Source organism: Actinomadura rugatobispora (assembly GCF_055379765.1).
The window spans coordinates 7570750-7588356 of record NZ_AP029191.1 but is presented as its reverse complement, the minus strand read 5'-3'; the positions used below and the strand labels follow the sequence as shown (position 1 = coordinate 7588356).

18 protein-coding genes are annotated in these 17607 nt (G+C 74.1%); 5 read left to right on the top strand and 13 right to left on the bottom strand.

Annotated elements, in window-relative coordinates:
- Positions 1-28 precede the first annotated feature (28 nt).
- Entirely contained in the window at positions 29-493 is a 465-nt protein-coding gene (locus ACZ466_RS33980; protein WP_464041787.1) for a hypothetical protein, read from the top strand.
- Here ACZ466_RS33980 and ACZ466_RS33975 read toward each other — a convergent pair.
- From ACZ466_RS33975 to ACZ466_RS33945, 7 genes are all read right to left on the bottom strand, one after another.
- Complete coding sequence (locus ACZ466_RS33975) at positions 490-1332, bottom strand: TIGR03619 family F420-dependent LLM class oxidoreductase (RefSeq protein ID WP_378289147.1); 843 nt, start codon at positions 1330-1332, stop codon at positions 490-492. The two genes, ACZ466_RS33980 and ACZ466_RS33975, sit on opposite strands and share 4 nt — an antisense overlap.
- Positions 1329-2963 carry a hydantoinase B/oxoprolinase family protein gene (locus ACZ466_RS33970; protein ID WP_378289149.1) on the bottom strand — a complete coding sequence of 545 codons (1635 nt, stop codon included), beginning with the start codon at positions 2961-2963 and terminating at the stop codon, positions 1329-1331. Before ACZ466_RS33970 ends, ACZ466_RS33975 begins: the two co-directional genes overlap by 4 nt.
- Positions 2960-5053: a hydantoinase/oxoprolinase family protein gene (locus ACZ466_RS33965; protein ID WP_378289151.1), complete on the bottom strand. Its 2094-nt coding sequence runs from the start codon at positions 5051-5053 to the stop codon at positions 2960-2962. Before ACZ466_RS33965 ends, ACZ466_RS33970 begins: the two co-directional genes overlap by 4 nt.
- Before the next feature lie 71 nt (positions 5054-5124).
- Positions 5125-5889, bottom strand: a complete 765-nt coding sequence (locus ACZ466_RS33960) for a DeoR/GlpR family DNA-binding transcription regulator (protein ID WP_378289153.1) — start codon at positions 5887-5889, stop codon at positions 5125-5127.
- The gene (gene pdxA, locus ACZ466_RS33955) at positions 5879-6913 is read right to left on the bottom strand and encodes a 4-hydroxythreonine-4-phosphate dehydrogenase PdxA (RefSeq protein ID WP_378289155.1); all 1035 of its coding nucleotides are present in this window, start codon (positions 6911-6913) and stop codon (positions 5879-5881) included. The genes ACZ466_RS33960 and pdxA overlap by 11 nt, the downstream gene beginning before the upstream one ends.
- Before the next feature lie 9 nt (positions 6914-6922).
- Complete coding sequence (locus ACZ466_RS33950) at positions 6923-8077, bottom strand: four-carbon acid sugar kinase family protein (protein ID WP_378289157.1); 1155 nt, start codon at positions 8075-8077, stop codon at positions 6923-6925.
- Entirely contained in the window at positions 8074-9060 is a 987-nt protein-coding gene (locus tag ACZ466_RS33945) for a 2-keto-3-deoxygluconate permease (protein WP_378289159.1), read from the bottom strand. Before ACZ466_RS33945 ends, ACZ466_RS33950 begins: the two co-directional genes overlap by 4 nt.
- A 151-nt stretch (positions 9061-9211) precedes the next feature.
- Here ACZ466_RS33945 and ACZ466_RS33940 point away from each other — a divergent pair, with 151 nt between their 5' ends.
- On the top strand, positions 9212-9994 hold the full coding sequence (locus ACZ466_RS33940; RefSeq protein WP_378289161.1) for an SDR family oxidoreductase: 783 nt from the start codon (positions 9212-9214) through the stop codon (positions 9992-9994).
- Here ACZ466_RS33940 and ACZ466_RS33935 read toward each other — a convergent pair.
- Positions 9987-10415, bottom strand: coding sequence for an NUDIX hydrolase (locus ACZ466_RS33935; RefSeq protein ID WP_378289163.1), 429 nt, complete (start codon positions 10413-10415; stop codon positions 9987-9989). The genes ACZ466_RS33940 and ACZ466_RS33935 overlap by 8 nt on opposite strands.
- Positions 10405-11166 carry a GntR family transcriptional regulator gene (locus ACZ466_RS33930; protein ID WP_378289165.1) on the bottom strand — a complete coding sequence of 254 codons (762 nt, stop codon included), beginning with the start codon at positions 11164-11166 and terminating at the stop codon, positions 10405-10407. Before ACZ466_RS33930 ends, ACZ466_RS33935 begins: the two co-directional genes overlap by 11 nt.
- 161 nt (positions 11167-11327) lie before the next feature.
- Here ACZ466_RS33930 and ACZ466_RS33925 point away from each other — a divergent pair, with 161 nt between their 5' ends.
- The 3 genes from ACZ466_RS33925 to ACZ466_RS33915 all read left to right on the top strand — a co-directional run bounded on the left by ACZ466_RS33925 (position 11328) and on the right by ACZ466_RS33915 (position 13207).
- Positions 11328-11717: an ATP-binding protein gene (locus tag ACZ466_RS33925; RefSeq protein ID WP_378289167.1), complete on the top strand. Its 390-nt coding sequence runs from the start codon at positions 11328-11330 to the stop codon at positions 11715-11717.
- Between the two features lie 156 nt (positions 11718-11873).
- Positions 11874-12212 (top strand): MFS transporter, encoded by a 339-nt coding sequence (locus ACZ466_RS33920; protein ID WP_378289169.1) that lies wholly within the window; start codon positions 11874-11876, stop codon positions 12210-12212.
- Positions 12213-12217: 5 nt separating this feature from the next.
- Positions 12218-13207 (top strand): MFS transporter, encoded by a 990-nt coding sequence (locus ACZ466_RS33915; RefSeq protein ID WP_378289171.1) that lies wholly within the window; start codon positions 12218-12220, stop codon positions 13205-13207.
- On the opposite strand, the gene ACZ466_RS33910 is transcribed toward ACZ466_RS33915, so the two are convergent.
- The 4 genes from ACZ466_RS33910 to ACZ466_RS33895 form a co-directional block, all read right to left on the bottom strand.
- Positions 13204-13860 (bottom strand): PaaI family thioesterase, encoded by a 657-nt coding sequence (locus tag ACZ466_RS33910; RefSeq protein ID WP_378289173.1) that lies wholly within the window; start codon positions 13858-13860, stop codon positions 13204-13206. The two genes, ACZ466_RS33915 and ACZ466_RS33910, sit on opposite strands and share 4 nt — an antisense overlap.
- A gap of 96 nt (positions 13861-13956) precedes the next feature.
- Positions 13957-14886: a DUF6891 domain-containing protein gene (locus ACZ466_RS33905; RefSeq protein WP_378289175.1), complete on the bottom strand. Its 930-nt coding sequence runs from the start codon at positions 14884-14886 to the stop codon at positions 13957-13959.
- A 56-nt stretch (positions 14887-14942) separates the two neighbouring features.
- Complete coding sequence (locus ACZ466_RS33900) at positions 14943-17015, bottom strand: ATP-binding protein (protein WP_378289177.1); 2073 nt, start codon at positions 17013-17015, stop codon at positions 14943-14945.
- Positions 17016-17128: 113 nt separating this feature from the next.
- Positions 17129-17572 carry a MarR family winged helix-turn-helix transcriptional regulator gene (locus ACZ466_RS33895; protein WP_378289179.1) on the bottom strand — a complete coding sequence of 148 codons (444 nt, stop codon included), beginning with the start codon at positions 17570-17572 and terminating at the stop codon, positions 17129-17131.
- Positions 17573-17607: the final 35 nt, after the last annotated feature.

Here is a 17607-nt window from a genome sequence, read left to right as displayed (position 1 = left end):
CCCATGGGCTCTCGTAACGGCGCTGGCCGTGGCCCTGTCGTGGCTCGGGGTGCGGGACGTGGTGCGCGGCGCGATCTCCGATCGTTCGGCGCCGCCGCCCGTGACGGGCCCGGTGATCCACGCCAGCCCGACCCTCGGGACCCCGGCGGCGCGGGACGATCCGGACGGCGACGGGACGGCCTCGGGCACGCTGTCGCCCTCCCCGACGCCGACGCCCACGCCGACGCGCAGCAAGCGGGAGCGGGAGCGGGGCGGCAACGTGCGCAGCTACTCCACGCACGGCGGCCGGGCCGCGCTGGCGTTCACCGACCGGGACGGGGTGCGGCTGGTGTCGGCGACGCCCAACCCCGGGCACGAGACGCGCGTGACGAGGGCGGAGGGCTGGCTGCGGGTGGACTTCGTCGACAGCGAGCACACCTCGTCGGTGATCGCCAGCTGGTACGAGCACGATCCGATCGTGAGGGTGTACGAGTACGGGACGCGCCAACGCTAGGCGCCCACGCCGTGGTCGGCGGCGAAGGCGGCGAGGCGTTCGGCGGCCTCGCCCGTGCGGCGCCAGGGGCGGACGATGAGCCGGTCGACGCCCAGCGCCTCGAAGGCGGCGACCTCGTCCGGGCCGGAGAGTTCGTAGGCGTGCACGGTGATCTCGAACGGCTCCGTGCGGCCGGCCTCGGCGCGGTACGCGCGGAGCAGGTCGAGTTGCGGCCGGACGCCGTCGAGCGTCTGCGGCATGCTGATCCAGCCGTCGCACAGGGCGGCGGCGCGGCGCAGCGCGGCCTTGGATTCGCCGCCCGCGACCACCGGCAGCCGTTCCTGGACGGGCTTGGGCTCGAACGCGACCTCGGGGAAGTCGAAGAACTCGCCGCGGTGCTCGACCGCAGGCTCGGTCCACAGCCGCCGTGAGACGGAGATCGCCTCGTCCAGCCGCCGCCCGCGGGTGGCGAAGTCGATGCCGGCGGCGATCCATTCGCCCTCGTACCAGCCGGCGCCGACGCCCACGATGGCGCGCCCGCCGGAGATCTGGTCGAGGGTCGCGAAGGCGCGCGCGGCGACGAAGGGGTGCCGCAGGCCGTAGAGGTAGACGGCCGTTCCCAGGCGGACCCGGGAGGTGACGGCGGCGAGCGCGCACAGGTAGGCGGGCGCGTCGAACAGCGGCGTCGCGGGCTTGATGCCGGGGCGGTCGGTGCCCGGGTAGGTGGCGGTGGACAGGTCGGTCGCGAAGACGAGGTGCTCGGGCAGCCACACCGACTCGAAGCCCAGCCGGTCGGCCTCCACGGCCAGGTCCCGCCAGATGGCCGGGTGCACCAGGCCCAGCGGCACGCCGAACTTCATCGTGGGTCCTCCAGGGTGGTGCGGCCGTCGGCGAGGTCTCGCCGGACGGCCTCGGGGTCGCGTTCGGCCGGGTCGCCGTAGCCGCCTCCGCCGGAGGTCTCCACGACCAGTGCGTCCCCGGCGTCGAGCGGCTGGCGGGTGGCCTTGGTGCCGAGCGGCTCGCGGGTGCCGTCGGCGCGCTCGCGGAAGTAGCCGCCCGCGCGGCCGGGTCCGCCGCCCGCCGCGCCGGGCGGCGGGCGCAGCAGCCGGTCGCCGCGGGTGTCGACGCGCGCGTCGTCCAGCATCCGGATCACGGTGCGGGTGCCGAGCCCGCCGCGGTGGCGGCCCGCGCCGCCCGAGCCGGGGATGAGCGAGACCTCCTCGACCCGCACCGGCAGCCGCGCCTCGATCGGCTCGGCCTGCGGGATGATGTTGCGCCCGCCGCCGAACAGCGCGCCCGTCGCGTCCGGGCCGTCGTGGCCGTCGCGGGCGCCCATGCCGCCGAGGTCGAACGACATGTGCAGCCACGGGCGGCCCGCCCCGCTGACGCTGAACGCCTGGAGAATGCCTGACGCCGCCACTCCCCCGCGTCCGGGGGACGCCGCGGTGAGCGCCGCGAAGATCGCCTCCTCGGCCGCCGCGACCGTCCCGAACCGGCCGCCGCCGGGGAACGGGGGCGTGCAGTTGACCAGCGTCCCGGCGGGCAGCCGGACCTCGACGGGGGTGAAGCAGCCCTCGTTCATCGGCAGCGCCGGGTCGACGAAGCAGCGCACCGCGTACAGCACGCCGCCGTGGGTCTGGGAGAAGCCGGAGTTGACCGGCAGCGGCACCTGCTCGTCGGTGCCGTCGAAGTCGACCACAACGCCGCCGCGGCCGTCGACGGTGACGGCGACGCGGACGGTGTGCCCGTCGTCCAGCCGGTACTCGCCGCGGTGCGTGCCCGGCGGGAGCGCGGCCAGGCCGGCGCGCATGCGGCGCTCGGTGTGCGCGAGGTAGGCGTCGACGCCGCGCGCCAGGCCCTCGGGCGTGTGCGTGCGGGCGATCTCCTCCAGCCTGCGCGCCGCGACGTTGGCCCCCGCGACGAGCGCGCGCAGGTCGCCGACGAGCTTGCCGGGCGTGCGGCTGTTGGCGGCCAGCACCCGGACCATGTCGTCGGCGAGGCCGGCGGCGGTGGCGATCCGGACGGGCGGCAGTTGCAGGCCCTCCAGGAACACGTCTGTGGCGTCGGAGGCCATGCCGCCCGCCGACAGCCCGGACAGGTCGGCGACGTGGATGAGCGTGCCCGTGAAGTACGCGGGAGGCGCGCCGTCCCCGAGGAAGACGGGCTTGAAGACGAGGAGGTCGTTGGCGTGGATGCCGCCCTGGTAGACGTCGTTGAGGACGAACACGTCGCCGGGCGCCATCGTGTCCGGCGGGTAGGTCTCGAGCACGTACGGCAGCGCGCTGCGCAGGCTCGCGCACTGGATCAGGGCGGTGGACAGGGAGTGCGCGACGAGCCGTCTCTCCGCGTCCAGGATCGCCGCCGCCGCGTCCGCGCCCTCGACGATGAACGTGGAGTACGCCGAGCGCACCACGACGATGCTGGCCTCCTCGGCCGCCACGCACAGCGCGTTCCGCAGGATCTCGGCGGTCAGGCCGGTGTCCTCGTTCATGCCGGGTCTCCTTCGCGCTGGATGAGGAGGGCGCCGTGGTCGTCGGCGGCGCCGCGCCAGCCGGGCGGGATCAGCAGCGAGCACTGCGGCTCGGTGACGACGCACGGCCCGGCCAGTTCCTCGCCGGGGGCGCATGCCGCGCGGTCCCGGGTGGGGACGTCCCGGAACGCGCCGTCCAGCCACACCCGGCGCGTCCCGGACGCGGGTCGCCCGCCCGGCGGGGAGGCGCCGGGGACGACGCGTTCACGCGAGCCCGCGGGCAGGACGACGCGGACGCGCGCCGTCGTGAGCTCCGCGGGGTCGCGCAGGTCGATGCCGTAGGACTCCTGGTAGCGCTTGTAGAACTCCTCGGCGGCCCGGCGGAGCGTCTCCGGTGTGACGGGCCCCGAGGGCAGCTCGACGGTGAAGGCGTGCGCCTGCCCGATGAAGCGGATCCCGACCGACCTCACGCACACCGCCTCCTCGGCTCCGAGGTCGTCCAAAGCGGCGCGCTCCAGGTCGTCGAAGACGCGCTCCAGGCCGCCGACGCTGCCCGAGCGCGACAGCAGGCCCGCGACGGGCGCGAGGAACGTGCGGGCGCGCTCGATGGCGAGGTCGGCGTACAGCAGGCCGACCGCCGACCCGACGCCCGCGTGCGGCGGCACCAGGACGCGCGCGATGCCGAACCGCTCGGCGAGGCGGGCGGCGTGCGTGGGCGCGGCGCCGCCCAGCGCGACGAGGGTGAAGCCGCGCGGGTCGATGCCGCGCCGCACCGTCACCACGTGCACGGCCGCGCCCATCTGCGCGTTGGCGATGTCGTGGATCGCGGCGGCCGCCTCCACCACGTCCACGCCCAGCGGGCCGGCGACGTGTTCGGCTATGGCCGCGCGGGCCCGCTCCTCCGACAGCGTGAACGCGCCGAAGCCGTCAGGGGCGAGGTGCCCGAGGACGAGGTCGGCGTCGGTAACGGTCGGCAGCGCGCCGCCCCGCCCGTAGCAGGCGGGCCCGGGGTCGGCGCCGGCCGAGCGCGGCCCGACGCGCAGCGTGCCCGCCTCCGCCCACGCGATCGATCCGCCGCCCGATCCGACCTCGGCGAGGTCGATCGCGGGCACCTTGATGGGCACGCCGGTGCCGGGACGGCGCCCGCCGAAGCTGCCCTTGCCGCCGACCTGGAACTCGTGGGTGACGCCGGGACGTCCGCCGCGCACGAGCCCGGCCTTGGCGGTGGTCCCGCCCATGTCGAAGGAGATGAGGTCGGCCAGCCCGCGCCGGGCGCCCTCGCGGGCGGCGGCGATGACCCCCGCCGCCGGGCCGGACTCGATCGTGTAGACGGCGCGGGACGCGGCGAGCGCGGCGGGCAGCACTCCCCCGGCGGACTCCATCACGTGCACCGGAGCCGTGACGCCCAGATCGCGCAGGCGCGCACCGAGCCGTTCGAGGTAGGACGCCATGACGGGGCCCACGTAGGCGGACATGAGGGTCGTGGTGGCGCGCTCGTACTCGCCCAGTTCGGGCCACACCGACGAGGACGTGACCACGGGCGTGCCTACGGGGAGCGCGTTCCGGACGATGTCGGCGAGGCGCTGCTCGTGTTCGGGGTTGACGTAGGAGTGGAGCAGGCAGATGGCCACGGCCGCCACGTCCAGGGCCGCGATGTCTTCGGCGACCTGGGCGGCGGCCTCCTCGTCCAGGGGGACGACCACCTCGCCGTCGGCGGCGATGCGTTCCGGTACGGCGAAGGTGTGCGAGAGGGGGACGGGCGGCTCGGGCCGTTCGTAGGCCAGGTCGTAGCGTTCCTCCTCCACGCGGGCCTGCCGTCCCAGGGCGAGCATGGAACGGAACCCCGCCGTGGTGACGAAAGCCACGGGCACGCCTGTGCGTTCAAGGATGACGTTGGTCGCGAGGGTGGTGGCGTGGACGAACCGTTCGACCCGTCCCGGTTCCGCTCCGGCGTCGGCGAGGACTTGCTCGACCCCTCGCAGCAGTCCGACGGTGGGGTCGTCGGGGGTGGTGAGCGTCTTCGCCACGTGCACGCGCCCGTCGTCCCCGGTGAGGACCACGTCGGTGAAGGTGCCTCCGACATCGCTGGCGAGGGTGAGGGTGGGATCCACGCGACCTCCGGCAGAGACCAACCTAGCGATCGCTTGGTACGCTAGCGTCCGGCCTCCGCCGGGACAAGGGTTCAGACCGGGGTCGCCACGGTCACCGACACCTCGGGACGCCTCCGGAACTCGGCGAGGGCCTCCTCCGGCGCCCCCGCGTCGGTGATGAGCGTCCACGGGCGGTCCAGCGCCGTCCACCAGTGGCTCTCGGCCCGGCCCAGCTTGCTCGCGTCCGCCAGCACGAACACCTCGCGCGCCTGCTCCACCATGAGCCGCTTCAGCGCGGCCTGCTCCGCGGTGCCCTCGCACACCCCGCGCCCGGCCACCACGCCGTCCGCGCCCAGGAACACCGCGTCCGCCGTGATCCCGCGCAGCGCGCCCTCCGCGATCGGCCCGATCATGCCCAGGCTGACATGGCGCACCGCGCCGCCCAGCGCGATCAGCTCCACCCCCGCGCTGTCGGCCAGGGCCTCCAGCGTGGTGAGGCCGTTGGTCACCACCGTGATCCCGGCCCAGGACGCCAGCCGCTCCGCGAGCGCGCCGACCGTCGTCCCGGCGTCCAGCAGCAGCACCGTGCCCGGCCGGACGCACCCCTCCGCGGCCTTCGCGATCGCCGCCTTCTGCGCGAGCGCCAGCTTCTCCCGCTCGTGCAGCGACTGCTCGCCCGGGGCCGCCGACAGGGCGCCGCCGTACGTCCGCACGACCGCGCCCTCGTCGCTGAGCGTCGCCAGGTCGCGCCTGATGGTGGACGGCGACACCGCGAACAGCTCGGCCATCTCCTCCACCCGGACCGGCTGCTCCCGGAGCAGACGGGCGATCCGGACGCGGCGTTCCTCAGCTCTCACGGCCCCCATTGTCCTCCGTCCGCGAGGGTGCGAGATCGACCGCCTGGCGCAGCGCCTCCAGCATGCTCTCGTGGTCGGCGGTGCCCGTCCCCGCGATGTCGAACGCCGTCCCGTGGTCGACGCTGGTGCGGATGACCGGCAGGCCCACGGTGATGTTCACCCCGGCCTCAAGGCCCATCACCTTCACCGGGCCGTGCCCCTGGTCGTGGTACATCGCCACCACCAGATCGAAGTCGCCCCGGACCGCGCGGAAGAACACGGTGTCGGCGGGCAACGGGCCGCGCGCGTCGATCCCGCCGGCGCGCAGCCGCTCGATCGCCGGGACGACCTTCTCCTCCTCCTCGCCCTGCCCGAACAGCCCGTTCTCGCCCGCGTGCGGATTGATCCCGCACACCGCGATCCGCGGCTCGGCCACACCCGACTTCACCAGGGTGGCGTGGCCGCGCCGCACCGTCCGCTCCACCAGGCCGGGCTCGATGCGGCGCACCGCGTCCACCAGCCCGATGTGGGTGGTCACGTGGATCACCTTCAGCTTCGGCGCGCTCAGCATCATCGACACCTCCTCGGTGCCGGTCAGCTCGGCCAGCAGCTCGGTGTGCCCGGGGAAGCGGTGCCCGGCGGCGTGCAGCGCCTCCTTGTTGAGCGGCGCGGTGCAGATCGCGTCGATCCGGCCGGCCATCGCCAGCTCCACCGCCCGCTCGACGAACCGGTACGCGCCCTCACCCGCGACCGCGCTCAGCTCCCCGAACGGAAGGTCCGCGGGGACGCAGGCCAGGTCGACGCAGTCGATGACGCCCGGCTCGAACGCGGCGTCCTCAGGGCCGTCCACCACCTTCACCTCGACCGGCTCGCCGACGATCTCCGCGGCCCGGCGCAGCCGCGCCGCGTCCCCGATGACCAGCGGACGGCTGACGCGGTGCGCCTCCGGCGCCGCCAGCGCGCGCACGATGATCTCCGGTCCGACGCCCGCCGCGTCCCCCATCGTGATCCCGACGATCGGGCGTTCCATTGGCTCACTTCCCATGTCCGGGACTCACTCCCCCTGTTCGGTGCGTACGGCGCGCACCACGCGCGCCAGCGTGGCGGGATCGCCGAAGGCGCCCGCCTTGGTGATGAACAGCGCGCCGGTCCCCCGCACGCGCCCGGCCACCACGCCGGGCTCCGGCTCGCCCACCGGCCACAGTTCGGTGGCGCCCAGCCCCAGCAGCACGGCCCGCGCGGTCTCCCCGCCGGTCGCCGCCAGGATCCCGGCCGCGTCCGCCCCGCCGACCGCGACGGCCGCCAGCGCGCGGGCCGTGGCGAACGCGCGCGCCCGGTCGACCGGGGCGTCCGGGTCGACCGACAGGACGACGTCGCCGCCCGCGAGCCCCGCGCGCACCGCCCGCACGGCCTCGTCGGCACCGGTGCCGCCGGGCCCCACGTGCACCGGCGTCCAGCCGCCCGCGACCAGCTCGGCCCGCTGGGCGCGCGCCAGCTCCGAGTAGCTGCCGATGACGACCAGCGCCGGACCCGCGGGCGCGGTCACCGCGACCGGCTCCGCCGGGCCCAGGGTGCGCGCCAGCGCCGCCGTGAGACCGCCGGAGCCGACCAGCAGCGTCGCCGTCCCGTCGCCTGCCGCGTCGCACACGGCCCTCAGGTCGGCGTCGGTCTCGCCGTCGCACACCACCGCGTCCAGACCGTCGCGCAGCGCCTGCGCGAAACGCGCATCCAGACCCGGGCCGCGCACCGCGTCCAAGCCGATCCGCCGCGCCCGGAGCCCGGCCGCGGCGAGCAGCGCGACCACGTCCCCGCCGTACCGCCGGCCCGGCAGCGGCTCGCCGCCGACCCGGACCACGCCGCCGGACACCGTCCGGCCGGTCGCCGGGAAGGCCGGCGCGACCACCGCCAGGACGCGGCCGCCCGCCGCCTCCCGGGCCGCGGCGATCTCCGCGCCCACGTTCCCGCGCAGCGTCGAGTCGATCTTCTTGACGATCCGGGCGCCGTCCGCGCGGCCCCGCGCCACCGCCTTCCCGACCCGTTCCGCCGCGACCGCCTCCGGCGAGTACCGGCTGTCGGTGTCGACCGCCACGACCCGCGCCCGCGGCCACGCCTCGTCCAGCGCCACCGCCGTGCTCGCCCGCGCCGCGAACGGCACCGCGCTGTCGGCCGCCCCGGTCAGATCGTCGGCGACGATGACCACCTCGGTCATGACGCCTCCGCCGGCTCGGCCGCCCGCTCTTCCCGCTGCCTCACCCGGTTGGCCCACCACGCGGTGACGATCGGCACGAGGATCGCGGTCACCACCACCGAGGCCGCCACCAGGACGGTCGCGTGCGCCGCCGCCTCCTTGTACGCCGGGTTGGCGCTGGCCACGATCGCGGGGACGGCCGCCGCGTTGCCCGCCGTCGACGCCGCCGCCAGGCCCGCGACCCCGGTGCCGCCGGTCAGCTTGTCGGCGGTGAACAGGATCGTCCCGCTGAAGGCGACCACCGCGACGCCCAGGCCCAGGCCGAGCAGCCCGGCCGTCCACACGCTGGTCAGGTCGATGCTCGCGCCGAGCGCGAACGCGAAGAAGGGGATCAGCACGGGCGTCGCCCCGCCCAGCCACTTGCGCAGGTCCGGGTCGAGGTTGCCCAGGATCGCGCCGACCAGCAGCGGCAGCAGCGCGCCGACCATGGTCTGCCAGGGGAACGCCGACAGGCCCGCGACACCCAGGGTGAGCATGGTCAGGAACGGCCCCGACTCGATCGTCATCAGCGAGTAGGCGGCCACGTCCTTGGGCTTGCCGAACTGGCCCATCAGCGCCATGTAGAGGCCGCCGTTGGTGTCGTTCATGGCCGCGACCACCGCCAGGGTGGACAGCCCCGCGAAGAACCCGCCGCTCACCGGCGCCTCGCCGAGCAGCCGGCCCAGCACCACGCCCACGATGACCGAGGCGACGATCTTCGCCCCGAGCAGCGCGCCGCCCTTCTTGACGATGTACGGCGTCGCCCTCACGTCGATGCTCGCGCCCATGCACACGTAGAAGACCGCCAGGATCGTCAGCGATCCGCTGAACAGGGCGCCGGTGAACGAGCCGAAGTACTCGCCGGTCGAGGGGAACAGCGTGTACAGCAGCGCGCCCAGCAGCAGCGGGATGATCATCATGCCGCCGGGGACCCGTTCCACGCTCTTCTTGATCGGGACTTGCATCGCACACTCCGTACCCCGGCGCGCGCGCCGGCCTCACATCCCGGGACGGACCCGTTCCACGTCGCGCTCATGTTACTGCGCGTTTCGCGCATATTGAAGCGCTCAATGCGCGAAACACGCAACCCAACCTAACGCTTGGTACACTGCCCGCATGTCGCTCCAGGGCAAGATCGCGGTCATCACCGGCGCCGGCCCCGGCCTCGGCCGGACCCTCGCCGTCCTCCTGGCCCGCGAGGGCGCCGACCTCGCCCTGGCCGCCCGCACCCCCGCCACCCTCGACGCCATCGCCGCCGAGGTACGGGCCGAGGGCCGCGACGCCCTCCCCGTCCCCACCGACATCGCCCGCCCCGACCAGGCCCGCCGCCTCGCCGACACCGTCGCCGCCCACTACGGCCGCGTCGACGTCCTGGTCAACGCCGCCTTCCCCGGCACCCACCGCCGGAACGTCCTCGACATGGACGAGACCCACCTCGAACAGTGGCGCTCAGCGATCGAGACCGCCGCGTACGGCACCCTCCTGGCCTGCCGCCACCTCTCCCCCCACATGCCCGAGGGCGGCTCCATCGTCAACCTCACCTCGATGTCCAGCCGCACCGGCTACGCGGGCCGCAGCGACTACGCCGCCGGCAAGGCCGCCGTCCACCTGCTCTCCCACTGCCTGGCCGACGAACTGGGCCCCTCCGGCATCCGCGTCAACTGCGTCGCCCCCGGCTGGATCGCCAGCGACGTCCTGGACGACTGGATGCGCACCCGCGCCGCCACCGAGGGCGTCCCCTACGAGGAGATCCGCGCCCGCGACGTCTCCGCCATGGCCCTGCGCCGCATCGCCACCGAGGAGGACGTGGCCCGAGCCGTCCTCCACCTCGCCTCAGACCACTCCCGCTCCACCACCGGCGCCACCCTCGACGTCAACGCCGGCCACCTCTTCACCTGACCCGAACCCCGTCATGCACCCGCACGAACGGCCCGTCCGCGCGCACCGCGTCCAGCACCCGCACGGCCCGCGCCTCGACCATCCGCGCCCGCGCCTCGTCCACCGTCAACCAGGCGACCTCGGCCGCCTCCTCGGTGGCCCGCCCGGCCCCCTCGACCACGCGGCAGCGGAACGCCAGCGTGACCACGCCCCGCTCCATGTTCTTGTAGACGCCTGTCAGCCCCTCGGGCTCGACCCGCACGCCCGTCTCCTCGTACACCTCACGCACGACGCCGGCCTCCGGGCTCTCGTCCAGCTCCAGCACCCCGCCCGGCGGCACCCACCGCCCATCGTCCGCCCGCTTGATCGCCAGCACGCGCCCATCCCGGCGCACCACCACCCCGGTCACGCTCACCGAATGGAGCGGCAGCTCAGAAGGCATCCGGCGCCGCCCACTCGTACGTGAGGCGCCACAACTGCCCGGGGAAGACGTTGGTCACCATCTCCAGGGCCCGCCCGCTCTCATCGAACGCCAGCCGCTGCACTTCCATCACGTACTGGCCCCGCCCGACCTCCAGGAACTCCTGCTCCTCGGCGAGCGGCCGTCGCGCCTCGATCTCCTCCGCGAACCGGACGACCCGATGCCCACGCTCGGCCAGCCGCCGATACATCCCCGTCGGCCCCGTATCCGGTGTCGCGATCTCGATGCCGCCCGCGACGTCCAGCGGAATGTAGGAGACCGCGAGCTGCACCGGCCGCTCGTCCGCGAACATATGACGCCGTCGCACCAGCACGCGCGCCGCGCCCTGGAGGCCGAGGCGCTGCGTCACCCCGGCAGGCACGGCGGCGACCTCGACCTGCACCAGCTCGGTCCGGGGCTCGAGTCCGGCCTTGCGCATCTCTTCCGCGAAGCTGCTGTTCTCCGCGCCTTGTCCGGGCGGTATCCGTCGAACACGCTTCACCGTGGGCGTCTCGACGACGAACGATCCCCGTCCGTGCTCGGTCCGCACGTATCCTTCGGCCTCCAGGAGGGCGATCGCACGGTTGATCGACGTCTGGTTCAGACCGTACTTCCGCGCCAGTTCGGGCTGGCTCGGCAAAGCGTCTCCGGGGCCATGGTCGCCCCGGACGATCGCCTCACGCAGATCGTCCGCGACCTGGCGGTAGCGCGCCCGAGGCGGCTCCAAGCCCATGAGTTCTCCCTTGCCGATGACCGATGTGTCGACCTTAGCGCTGCACCCTCGAACGGACGGTCACGCTATGCGTTCAAACGGCCACGCTACTTATGACATATGTGTCAGGTTCTCGGCGAACGCTCAAGAACAGGCTGTGACCTGGCAGGAGGTCGGGTTTGGTGACCACGAATATCGAGCTCGCCGAGCGGCCGCGCTGCGTGCTCGCGCTCAGACCGGCCCCCACGGAGGTCGGCGTCGCACGGCGCGTACTGCGTGCCGCGCTCCGCGAACGGGAGCAGCCCCATCTGGCGGACGACGCGTGCCTGATCGCCGGCGAGTTGGTGACCAACGCCGTGGAACATGCCGGAAGGATCGCCCTCGTCGCTCATCGGACGTCAAAACACCGTCTCACGCTCGAGGTATGGGACGACAACCCCGTACCACCCGCGTTCGAGGAGGCGTCGCCCGACTCGCTGGGCGGCAGAGGGCTCCTCATCGTCGGAACGCTCGCGTCCGCCTGGGGGTGGCGTCCGGCCTACGGCGGCAAGGTCGTGTGGGCCGCTCTCTGACCTCAGGGAGAGGTCAGAGCAACAGAGCTCTCGGGACGGGTGCAGCGCGCGGCCCGAATGATCGTCTGGGTGGGGTTGGGGGGTGATCTCTGCGGGGTATCGGTGTGGGCAGAGTACGGCGGTGATCGGCGGGGGCGATCGGAAAGGACGGCCCCCATGGTGCTGGATCCCGGCGAGGCGGGACGGGCGCGCGCGCTGGACGAGGCCGAGCGCGGCGGGCAGGTGCGCAAGGCGGCCCTGGCGAGCGTGGTCGGCACGAGTATCGAGTGGTACGACTTCTTCCTCTACAACACCGCCGCCGCGATCGTGTTCAAGGACGTGTTCTTCCCCGAGTCCTCGGACTACGCGGGGACGCTGTCGGCGTTCGCGACGTACGCGGTGGGGTTCGCGGCGCGGCCGGTCGGGGCGGCGATCTTCGGGCACTGGGGCGACCGGCTCGGGCGCAAGGCGACGCTGATCATCACGCTGGTGCTGATGGGGTCTCCAGCGCGCTGATCGGCGTGCTGCCGGGCACCGAGACGCTGGGGGTGGCGGCGCCCGTGCTGCTGGTGCTGCTGCGGATCCTGCAGGGCATCGCGGTCGGCGGCGAGTGGAGCGGCTCGGTGCTGCTGTCGATGGAGTGGGGCGACCAGAGGCGGCGGGGGCTGATGGCGAGCCTGCCGCAGATCGGGGTGCCGATCGGGCTGATCCTGGGCACCGGGGCGATGACGGCGATCGCGCTGTCGGCCGGGGACGCCTTCACCGCCTGGGCGTGGCGGATCCCGTTCCTGCTCAGCCTGGTGCTGGTCGCGATCGGGCTGTGGGTGCGGATCCAGGTGATGGAGACGCCGCTGTTCGCCGAGGTCGTGCAGAAGGCCGAGGTGGCGAAGGTGCCGGTGGCCGAGGTGATCAGGCGGCATCCGAAGGAGATCGTGCTGAGCGCACTGCTGCGCTGCTCGGAGCAGATGCCGTTCTACATCTTCACCTCGTTCGCGCTGACGTTCATCCACGACGAGCTCGGCATGGCGCAGGGGCTGGCTCTGGGGGCGGTGACGGCGGCGGCGGTGCTGGAGCTGTTCACGATCCCGGCCGCCGGGCATCTGGGCGACCGGATCGGCGGGCGGAAGGTGTACGCGGCCGGGTCGCTGCTGGTCGCGGTCATCGCGTTCCCCTACTTCGCGCTGCTCACCACCGAGGTCGCCGTGGTGGTGTTCCTGGCCGTGGTGGTCGCGCAGATCCCGCACGCGATCCAGTACGGCCCGCAGGCGTCGCTGATCGCCGAGAGCTTCCCGACCCGGCTGCGGTACGGCGGCGCGGGCATCGGCTACCAGCTGGCGTCGGTGATCGCGGGCGGCCCGGCGCCGCTGCTGGCGACCTGGCTCCTGCACGATTACGGGTGGTGGGCGATCGCCGTGGCGATGATGGTCAGCTCCGTGCTGACGCTGACGGCGGTGGCGCTGCTGCCCGACCGGTCGCGGGCCGACATCACCAAGGACGAGTCGTACGCCTAGAGGCGGGGCGTGATGAACATCGCGGTGGCCTCGACGGTGGGCTTGCCGTCCGGGCCGATGATGCGGCCGTCGACCCAGCACTTGCGGCCCTCGGCGCGGGTGGCCGCCGCCTCGACGACGAGCGGGACGCTGTGCGGGGTCGGGCGGCGGTAGCGCAGGTCGAAGGTGGCGGTCATGCCCGGGGTGCCGTTGGCGGACGCGGCGACGCCGAGGGCCTGGTCGAGGATGAGCGCGGAGACGCCGCCGTGCACGAGCGTCGGCGGCCCCTCGTAGACGGCGCTGAGCGTGAACTCGCCGCGCACGCCCGCGCCGTCCGGGAGGATCTCGACGTGGACGGGCGGGGAGATCGGGTTGAGCTCGCCGCCGACCGGGCTGGCCAGCTGCCGGACGCCGCCGTGCTCGTCCAGCTGCGCGACCGGCGGGTACTCGCGGCGGACCGCCGACAGCCGCTCGGTCAGCACGGCGATCTCGGCGGTCGCGGCGGCGATCTCGTCGTCGGGGGCGTCGGTGTGCAGGACGGCCTCGGTCAGCTCCCGCACCCGCGCCGCCAGGTCGGCCAGCACGTCGATCCGCGCGCTCTTCAGGGCGTGCCGTTCGCGCGCCACGTAGACGCGACTGATCATCGCCCCGGTCCCGCTCACCCGTTCGACCATGCCGCCCTCCACTGATGCCGAACTGGATTCTAGGCGGGGGCGGGGCCCGGCCGCCCCGGCCGCGACGGTGCTTCTCATCACGTCGCGGCCACGGAGTCAGCTCCAGACGACGGTCTCCAGGTCGCCGAGGTCGGTCAGCGCGACGCGGTCGTCCTCCGCCAGGGCCCGGACGACCTCGGCGGCCTCGTCGAGCGTGGCCCAGCGCCCGTACGAGCAGCGCGCCCCCGGGTCGGGCGTCTCCAGCCAGAACCGCGGGCCCTCCTCCCACATGCCCTGGACGACCTGCCCGGAGCGGCCCTCGCAGGTGATGAAGTTGTCACCGGCGGGCACCAGCTCGTACAGCAGGCCGCGGAAGTCCTCGAACGACATCGTGATCGGCTCGTCCTCGGCGCGGTCGCGGGTGTAGTCGCAGTACGTCACCGCCAGGCTCCCGCCCTCGTCGTCGGGCCCGCCGGGCGAGCGGGCGAGGTGGGCGTAGCGGCGGCGGCGCCAGGTCAGCGGCAGGTGGATGCGGGTGGTGACCTCGCCGTCCCACTCCACGGTCAGGCCGCGCTCGCGCAGGGCGCGCACCGCCCGCCGCCCGATCTCGGCGTCGTCGCCGCCTTCGCTGAACGCGCCGTACGAGAGGAAGAGGCCCTCGCCGCGCGCGGCCGCGTCGACGTCCTGCCGGTGGCAGAAGACGTATCCGGCGGGCGCCTCGCCCGCGGGGGCCTCGGCGCCGATGTCGTTGGTGCCGCAGGACTGGCAGCAGGTGAAGTCGGCGCGGGCCACCACCCCGTCGGCGTCGAGGTCGCGGAACGCCGCCAGCAGCCGTTCGGCGTCGAGCAGGTCGCCGTTCCAGGCGCGCTGCTCCTCGCGGTAGGCGGCGAACTCGGCCCGCGCCACCGCGCCGACCGCGTCGCGGTCGGCCTTGCCGTCCAGCAGGTCGAACGCGTCGGCCACGATGGTGTCGAAGTCGTCCTCGGCGCGGGCCAGCGAGACGCGCACGTGCTCGCGCAGAAGGCTGTGCAGTGATCCGTCGACCATGTCCGAAGTATGGCAACCGCCACCGACGGCGGGGACCGTTCGTTCGAGATCGTCCGTCACGACCCCAGCGGCTCGCCGCGGGCGAACCGGACGGTCTCGTCCACGCTGAGGGCCCGGCCGCGCAGGCGGTGCTCGGCGAACCGCTCCTTCGCCAGCTCCTCCCGGACGCGCATCTCCGGTTGGGCGTCCGGGCCGTGCGGCTGCAGGAGGCTGAGCCGCGGCACGGTCATCGGGTCGGGATACCTGGACGCGGCGCCGATCAGGACCGCGCCCTCGGCGTACCGGTGTTCGCGCGCGTACACGTAGCCGAGCATCTCGAAGCAGTTGGCGAGCCCGGCCGGGTCGCCCATCCTGCGGAACATCTCCAGGCAGGCGCGCAGTTCGGCGGCGCAGCGCTCCCCCTCGCCCAGGCTCCAGTGGGCGAGCGCCTTGACGTAGCCGAGCCAGGACCGCATCCAGCACTCGGTGGGCGCGTCCTTCATCAGCTTCAGCGCGCCGTCGCATTCGGCCAGCGCGGCGCGGGGGTCGCCGGTACGGGCGTTCAGATAGGCGCGCAGGACGTTCACCATGACCAGGTCGGAGTGCAGGCCCGCGGCGTCCAGGAGCACGACGGCCTCGGCGAAGGACCGCCGGGCGCGGGCGGTGTCGTCCATGAACATGGCGGCGGTGCCGAGCGTGCGCAGCGCCCGCGCGTACCCGGCCGTGTCGCCCGCCCGGTCGGCCAGCTTCAGCGACTCGGCGACCAGCGGCAGGGATTCGGGCGACGCGCCCTGGTTGGTGAGCAGGTAGGCGTTCTGCCAGAGGGCCTCGGCGCGTTCCGGCACGGGTTCGGGGACGAGCGCGAGGCCGCGTTCGAGCCAGTACCGGGCCTCGGCGTAGCGCGAGCGGCACAGCCAGATCCCCCACATCGCCGCGGCCAGCCGAAGCCCCGCGCGCTCCTCGCCGGGGACGGTGTAGGAGAACTCCAGCGCGGCGCGGATGTTGTCGCGTTCGGCGTCCAGGCGGCGCACCCAGGACAGCTGGGTGTCGGACATCCACGCCTGCGCGGCGCGCCCGGCGAGCCGCGCCACGCAGTCGCGGTGCCGGGCCAGCAGGGGGCCGATGTCCTCGACCTCCTCCAGCCAGACGGCACCGTACTCGCGGATCGTGTCGAGCATGTCGTAGCGGTCCGCGGAGACGCGGTGCACGATGGACTTCTCCACCAGCCCGGCCAGGTACGCGGCGACGTCCTCGCGGCCGAGCCGCTCGTCGGCGCACACCTCGACGGCCATGCCCAGGTCGAACCCGCCGGCGAAGACGGTCAGCCGGGCCCACAGCAGGCGTTCGAGCGGGGCGCACAGCTCGTGGCTCCAGCCGACGGTGGTGCGGAGCGTCTGGTGGCGCGGCTCCTCGTCCCCGCCGCCGCCCTCCAGCGTCCAGAACAGCCCGTCGACCTTGAGGACGAGGCGGTCCAGCGGCGTCCAGCGCAGCTGCGCGGCGGCCAGCTCGATGGCGAGCGGGATGCCGTCGAGGCGGCGGCACAGCAGCGTGGCCTGGCGCAGCCGGTCGCCGCCGAGGGTGAAGCCGGGGTCGGCCTCGGCGGCCCGCAGCGCGAAGAGCGCGAGCGCGTCGCCGTCTCCGTGACCGTGGCCGGTCGGCGGGGGCAGCGGCAGCGGCGCCACGGACAGGACCGACTCGCCGTCCAGCCGGAGCGGCTGCCGCCCGGTGACCAGCACGTGCAGCCTGCGGCAGGACGGCAGCAGCGACCGGACCAGCTCGGCGCAGTCGGCGACCAGGTGCTCGCAGGTGTCCAGGACCAGCAGGAAGCGGCGGTCGCGCAGGCCCCGGGCGATCAGCTCGGCGGTGGAGGCGGCCGTGCCGTCGCGCAGCCCGAGGGCGGCGGCGACGGTGTCGGCCAGCAGCCTCCCGTCGCGGAGCCCGGACAGCTCGACGAAGGCGACGCCGTCGGGGAAGCGCCCGGCCATCTCGTACGCGGCGCGCAGCGCGATCCTGCTCTTGCCCACGCCGCCCGGTCCGGTCAGCGTGACCAGCCGCGTCCGCGTGACCGCGGAGCGGACGGCGCCGAGTTCGCGCTCGCGTCCCACGAAGCCGCTCGGCTCCGCGGGGAGTTCGCCCTGGGGCCCGCCCACCCTGTCCGCCTCCCGCCGCCGGCGTTCCGGGATCGCCGGCGTTTCAAGTATGCGCTCGCGCACCCTCGGTTCCCAGGAGGTCGCACGAACCGGCCAGAGGCGCCGCTCGCGGGTCAGGACGGCTCGGCCGACTCCAGGAAGGCGGCGCAGCGGCCCAGCAGGGAGACCAGCGTCTCGCGCTCCTCGGCGGTGAACGCCTCGGCGAGCCCGCGCTCGACGCGGATCGCGCGGGCGTCGGCCTCGGCCAGGATCTTCTCGCCCTCGGCGGTGAGCCGGGTCTCCAGGATGTTGCGGTGCCACTCGTGCGGGGTGCGCTCGATGAGGCCGCGCTCCTGGAGGTTCTTGAGCACGGTGTTCATGGTCGGCGGGGTGACGCCGCACGCCCTGGCCAGCGCGGCGGCGGAGATGCCGGGGTTCTCGGCGAGGAACAGCAGCGCGCCGAACTGCGGGACGGTCAGGCCGGACGGTCTGAGCGCGGTGTTCTTGGCCGCGTTGAGCGCCTGCTCGGCCCGCTTGATGTGCGAGCCCAAACGCTGCGCCACCGGCATCGACGTCATCCCCGCATGGTAGCCGGGGCGCCCCGGGGGGATGT

Bases quoted from the DNA above. Each gene is read 5' to 3' on its own strand.
- ACZ466_RS33975 (WP_378289147.1), bottom strand. From the start codon at position 1,332: ATGAAGTTCGGCGTGCCGCTGGGCCTGGTGCACCCGGCCATCTGGCGG.
- ACZ466_RS33970 (WP_378289149.1), bottom strand. From the start codon at position 2,963: ATGAACGAGGACACCGGCCTGACCGCCGAGATCCTGCGGAACGCGCTG.
- pdxA (WP_378289155.1), bottom strand. From the start codon at position 6,913: ATGGGAAGTGAGCCAATGGAACGCCCGATCGTCGGGATCACGATGGGG.
- ACZ466_RS33950 (WP_378289157.1), bottom strand. From the start codon at position 8,077: ATGACCGAGGTGGTCATCGTCGCCGACGATCTGACCGGGGCGGCCGAC.
- ACZ466_RS33945 (WP_378289159.1), bottom strand. From the start codon at position 9,060: ATGCAAGTCCCGATCAAGAAGAGCGTGGAACGGGTCCCCGGCGGCATG.
- ACZ466_RS33940 (WP_378289161.1), top strand. From the start codon at position 9,212: ATGTCGCTCCAGGGCAAGATCGCGGTCATCACCGGCGCCGGCCCCGGC.
- ACZ466_RS33935 (WP_378289163.1), bottom strand. From the start codon at position 10,415: ATGCCTTCTGAGCTGCCGCTCCATTCGGTGAGCGTGACCGGGGTGGTG.
- ACZ466_RS33930 (WP_378289165.1), bottom strand. From the start codon at position 11,166: ATGGGCTTGGAGCCGCCTCGGGCGCGCTACCGCCAGGTCGCGGACGAT.
- ACZ466_RS33920 (WP_378289169.1), top strand. From the start codon at position 11,874: ATGGTGCTGGATCCCGGCGAGGCGGGACGGGCGCGCGCGCTGGACGAG.
- ACZ466_RS33910 (WP_378289173.1), bottom strand. From the start codon at position 13,860: ATGGTCGAACGGGTGAGCGGGACCGGGGCGATGATCAGTCGCGTCTAC.
- ACZ466_RS33905 (WP_378289175.1), bottom strand. From the start codon at position 14,886: ATGGTCGACGGATCACTGCACAGCCTTCTGCGCGAGCACGTGCGCGTC.
- ACZ466_RS33895 (WP_378289179.1), bottom strand. From the start codon at position 17,572: ATGACGTCGATGCCGGTGGCGCAGCGTTTGGGCTCGCACATCAAGCGG.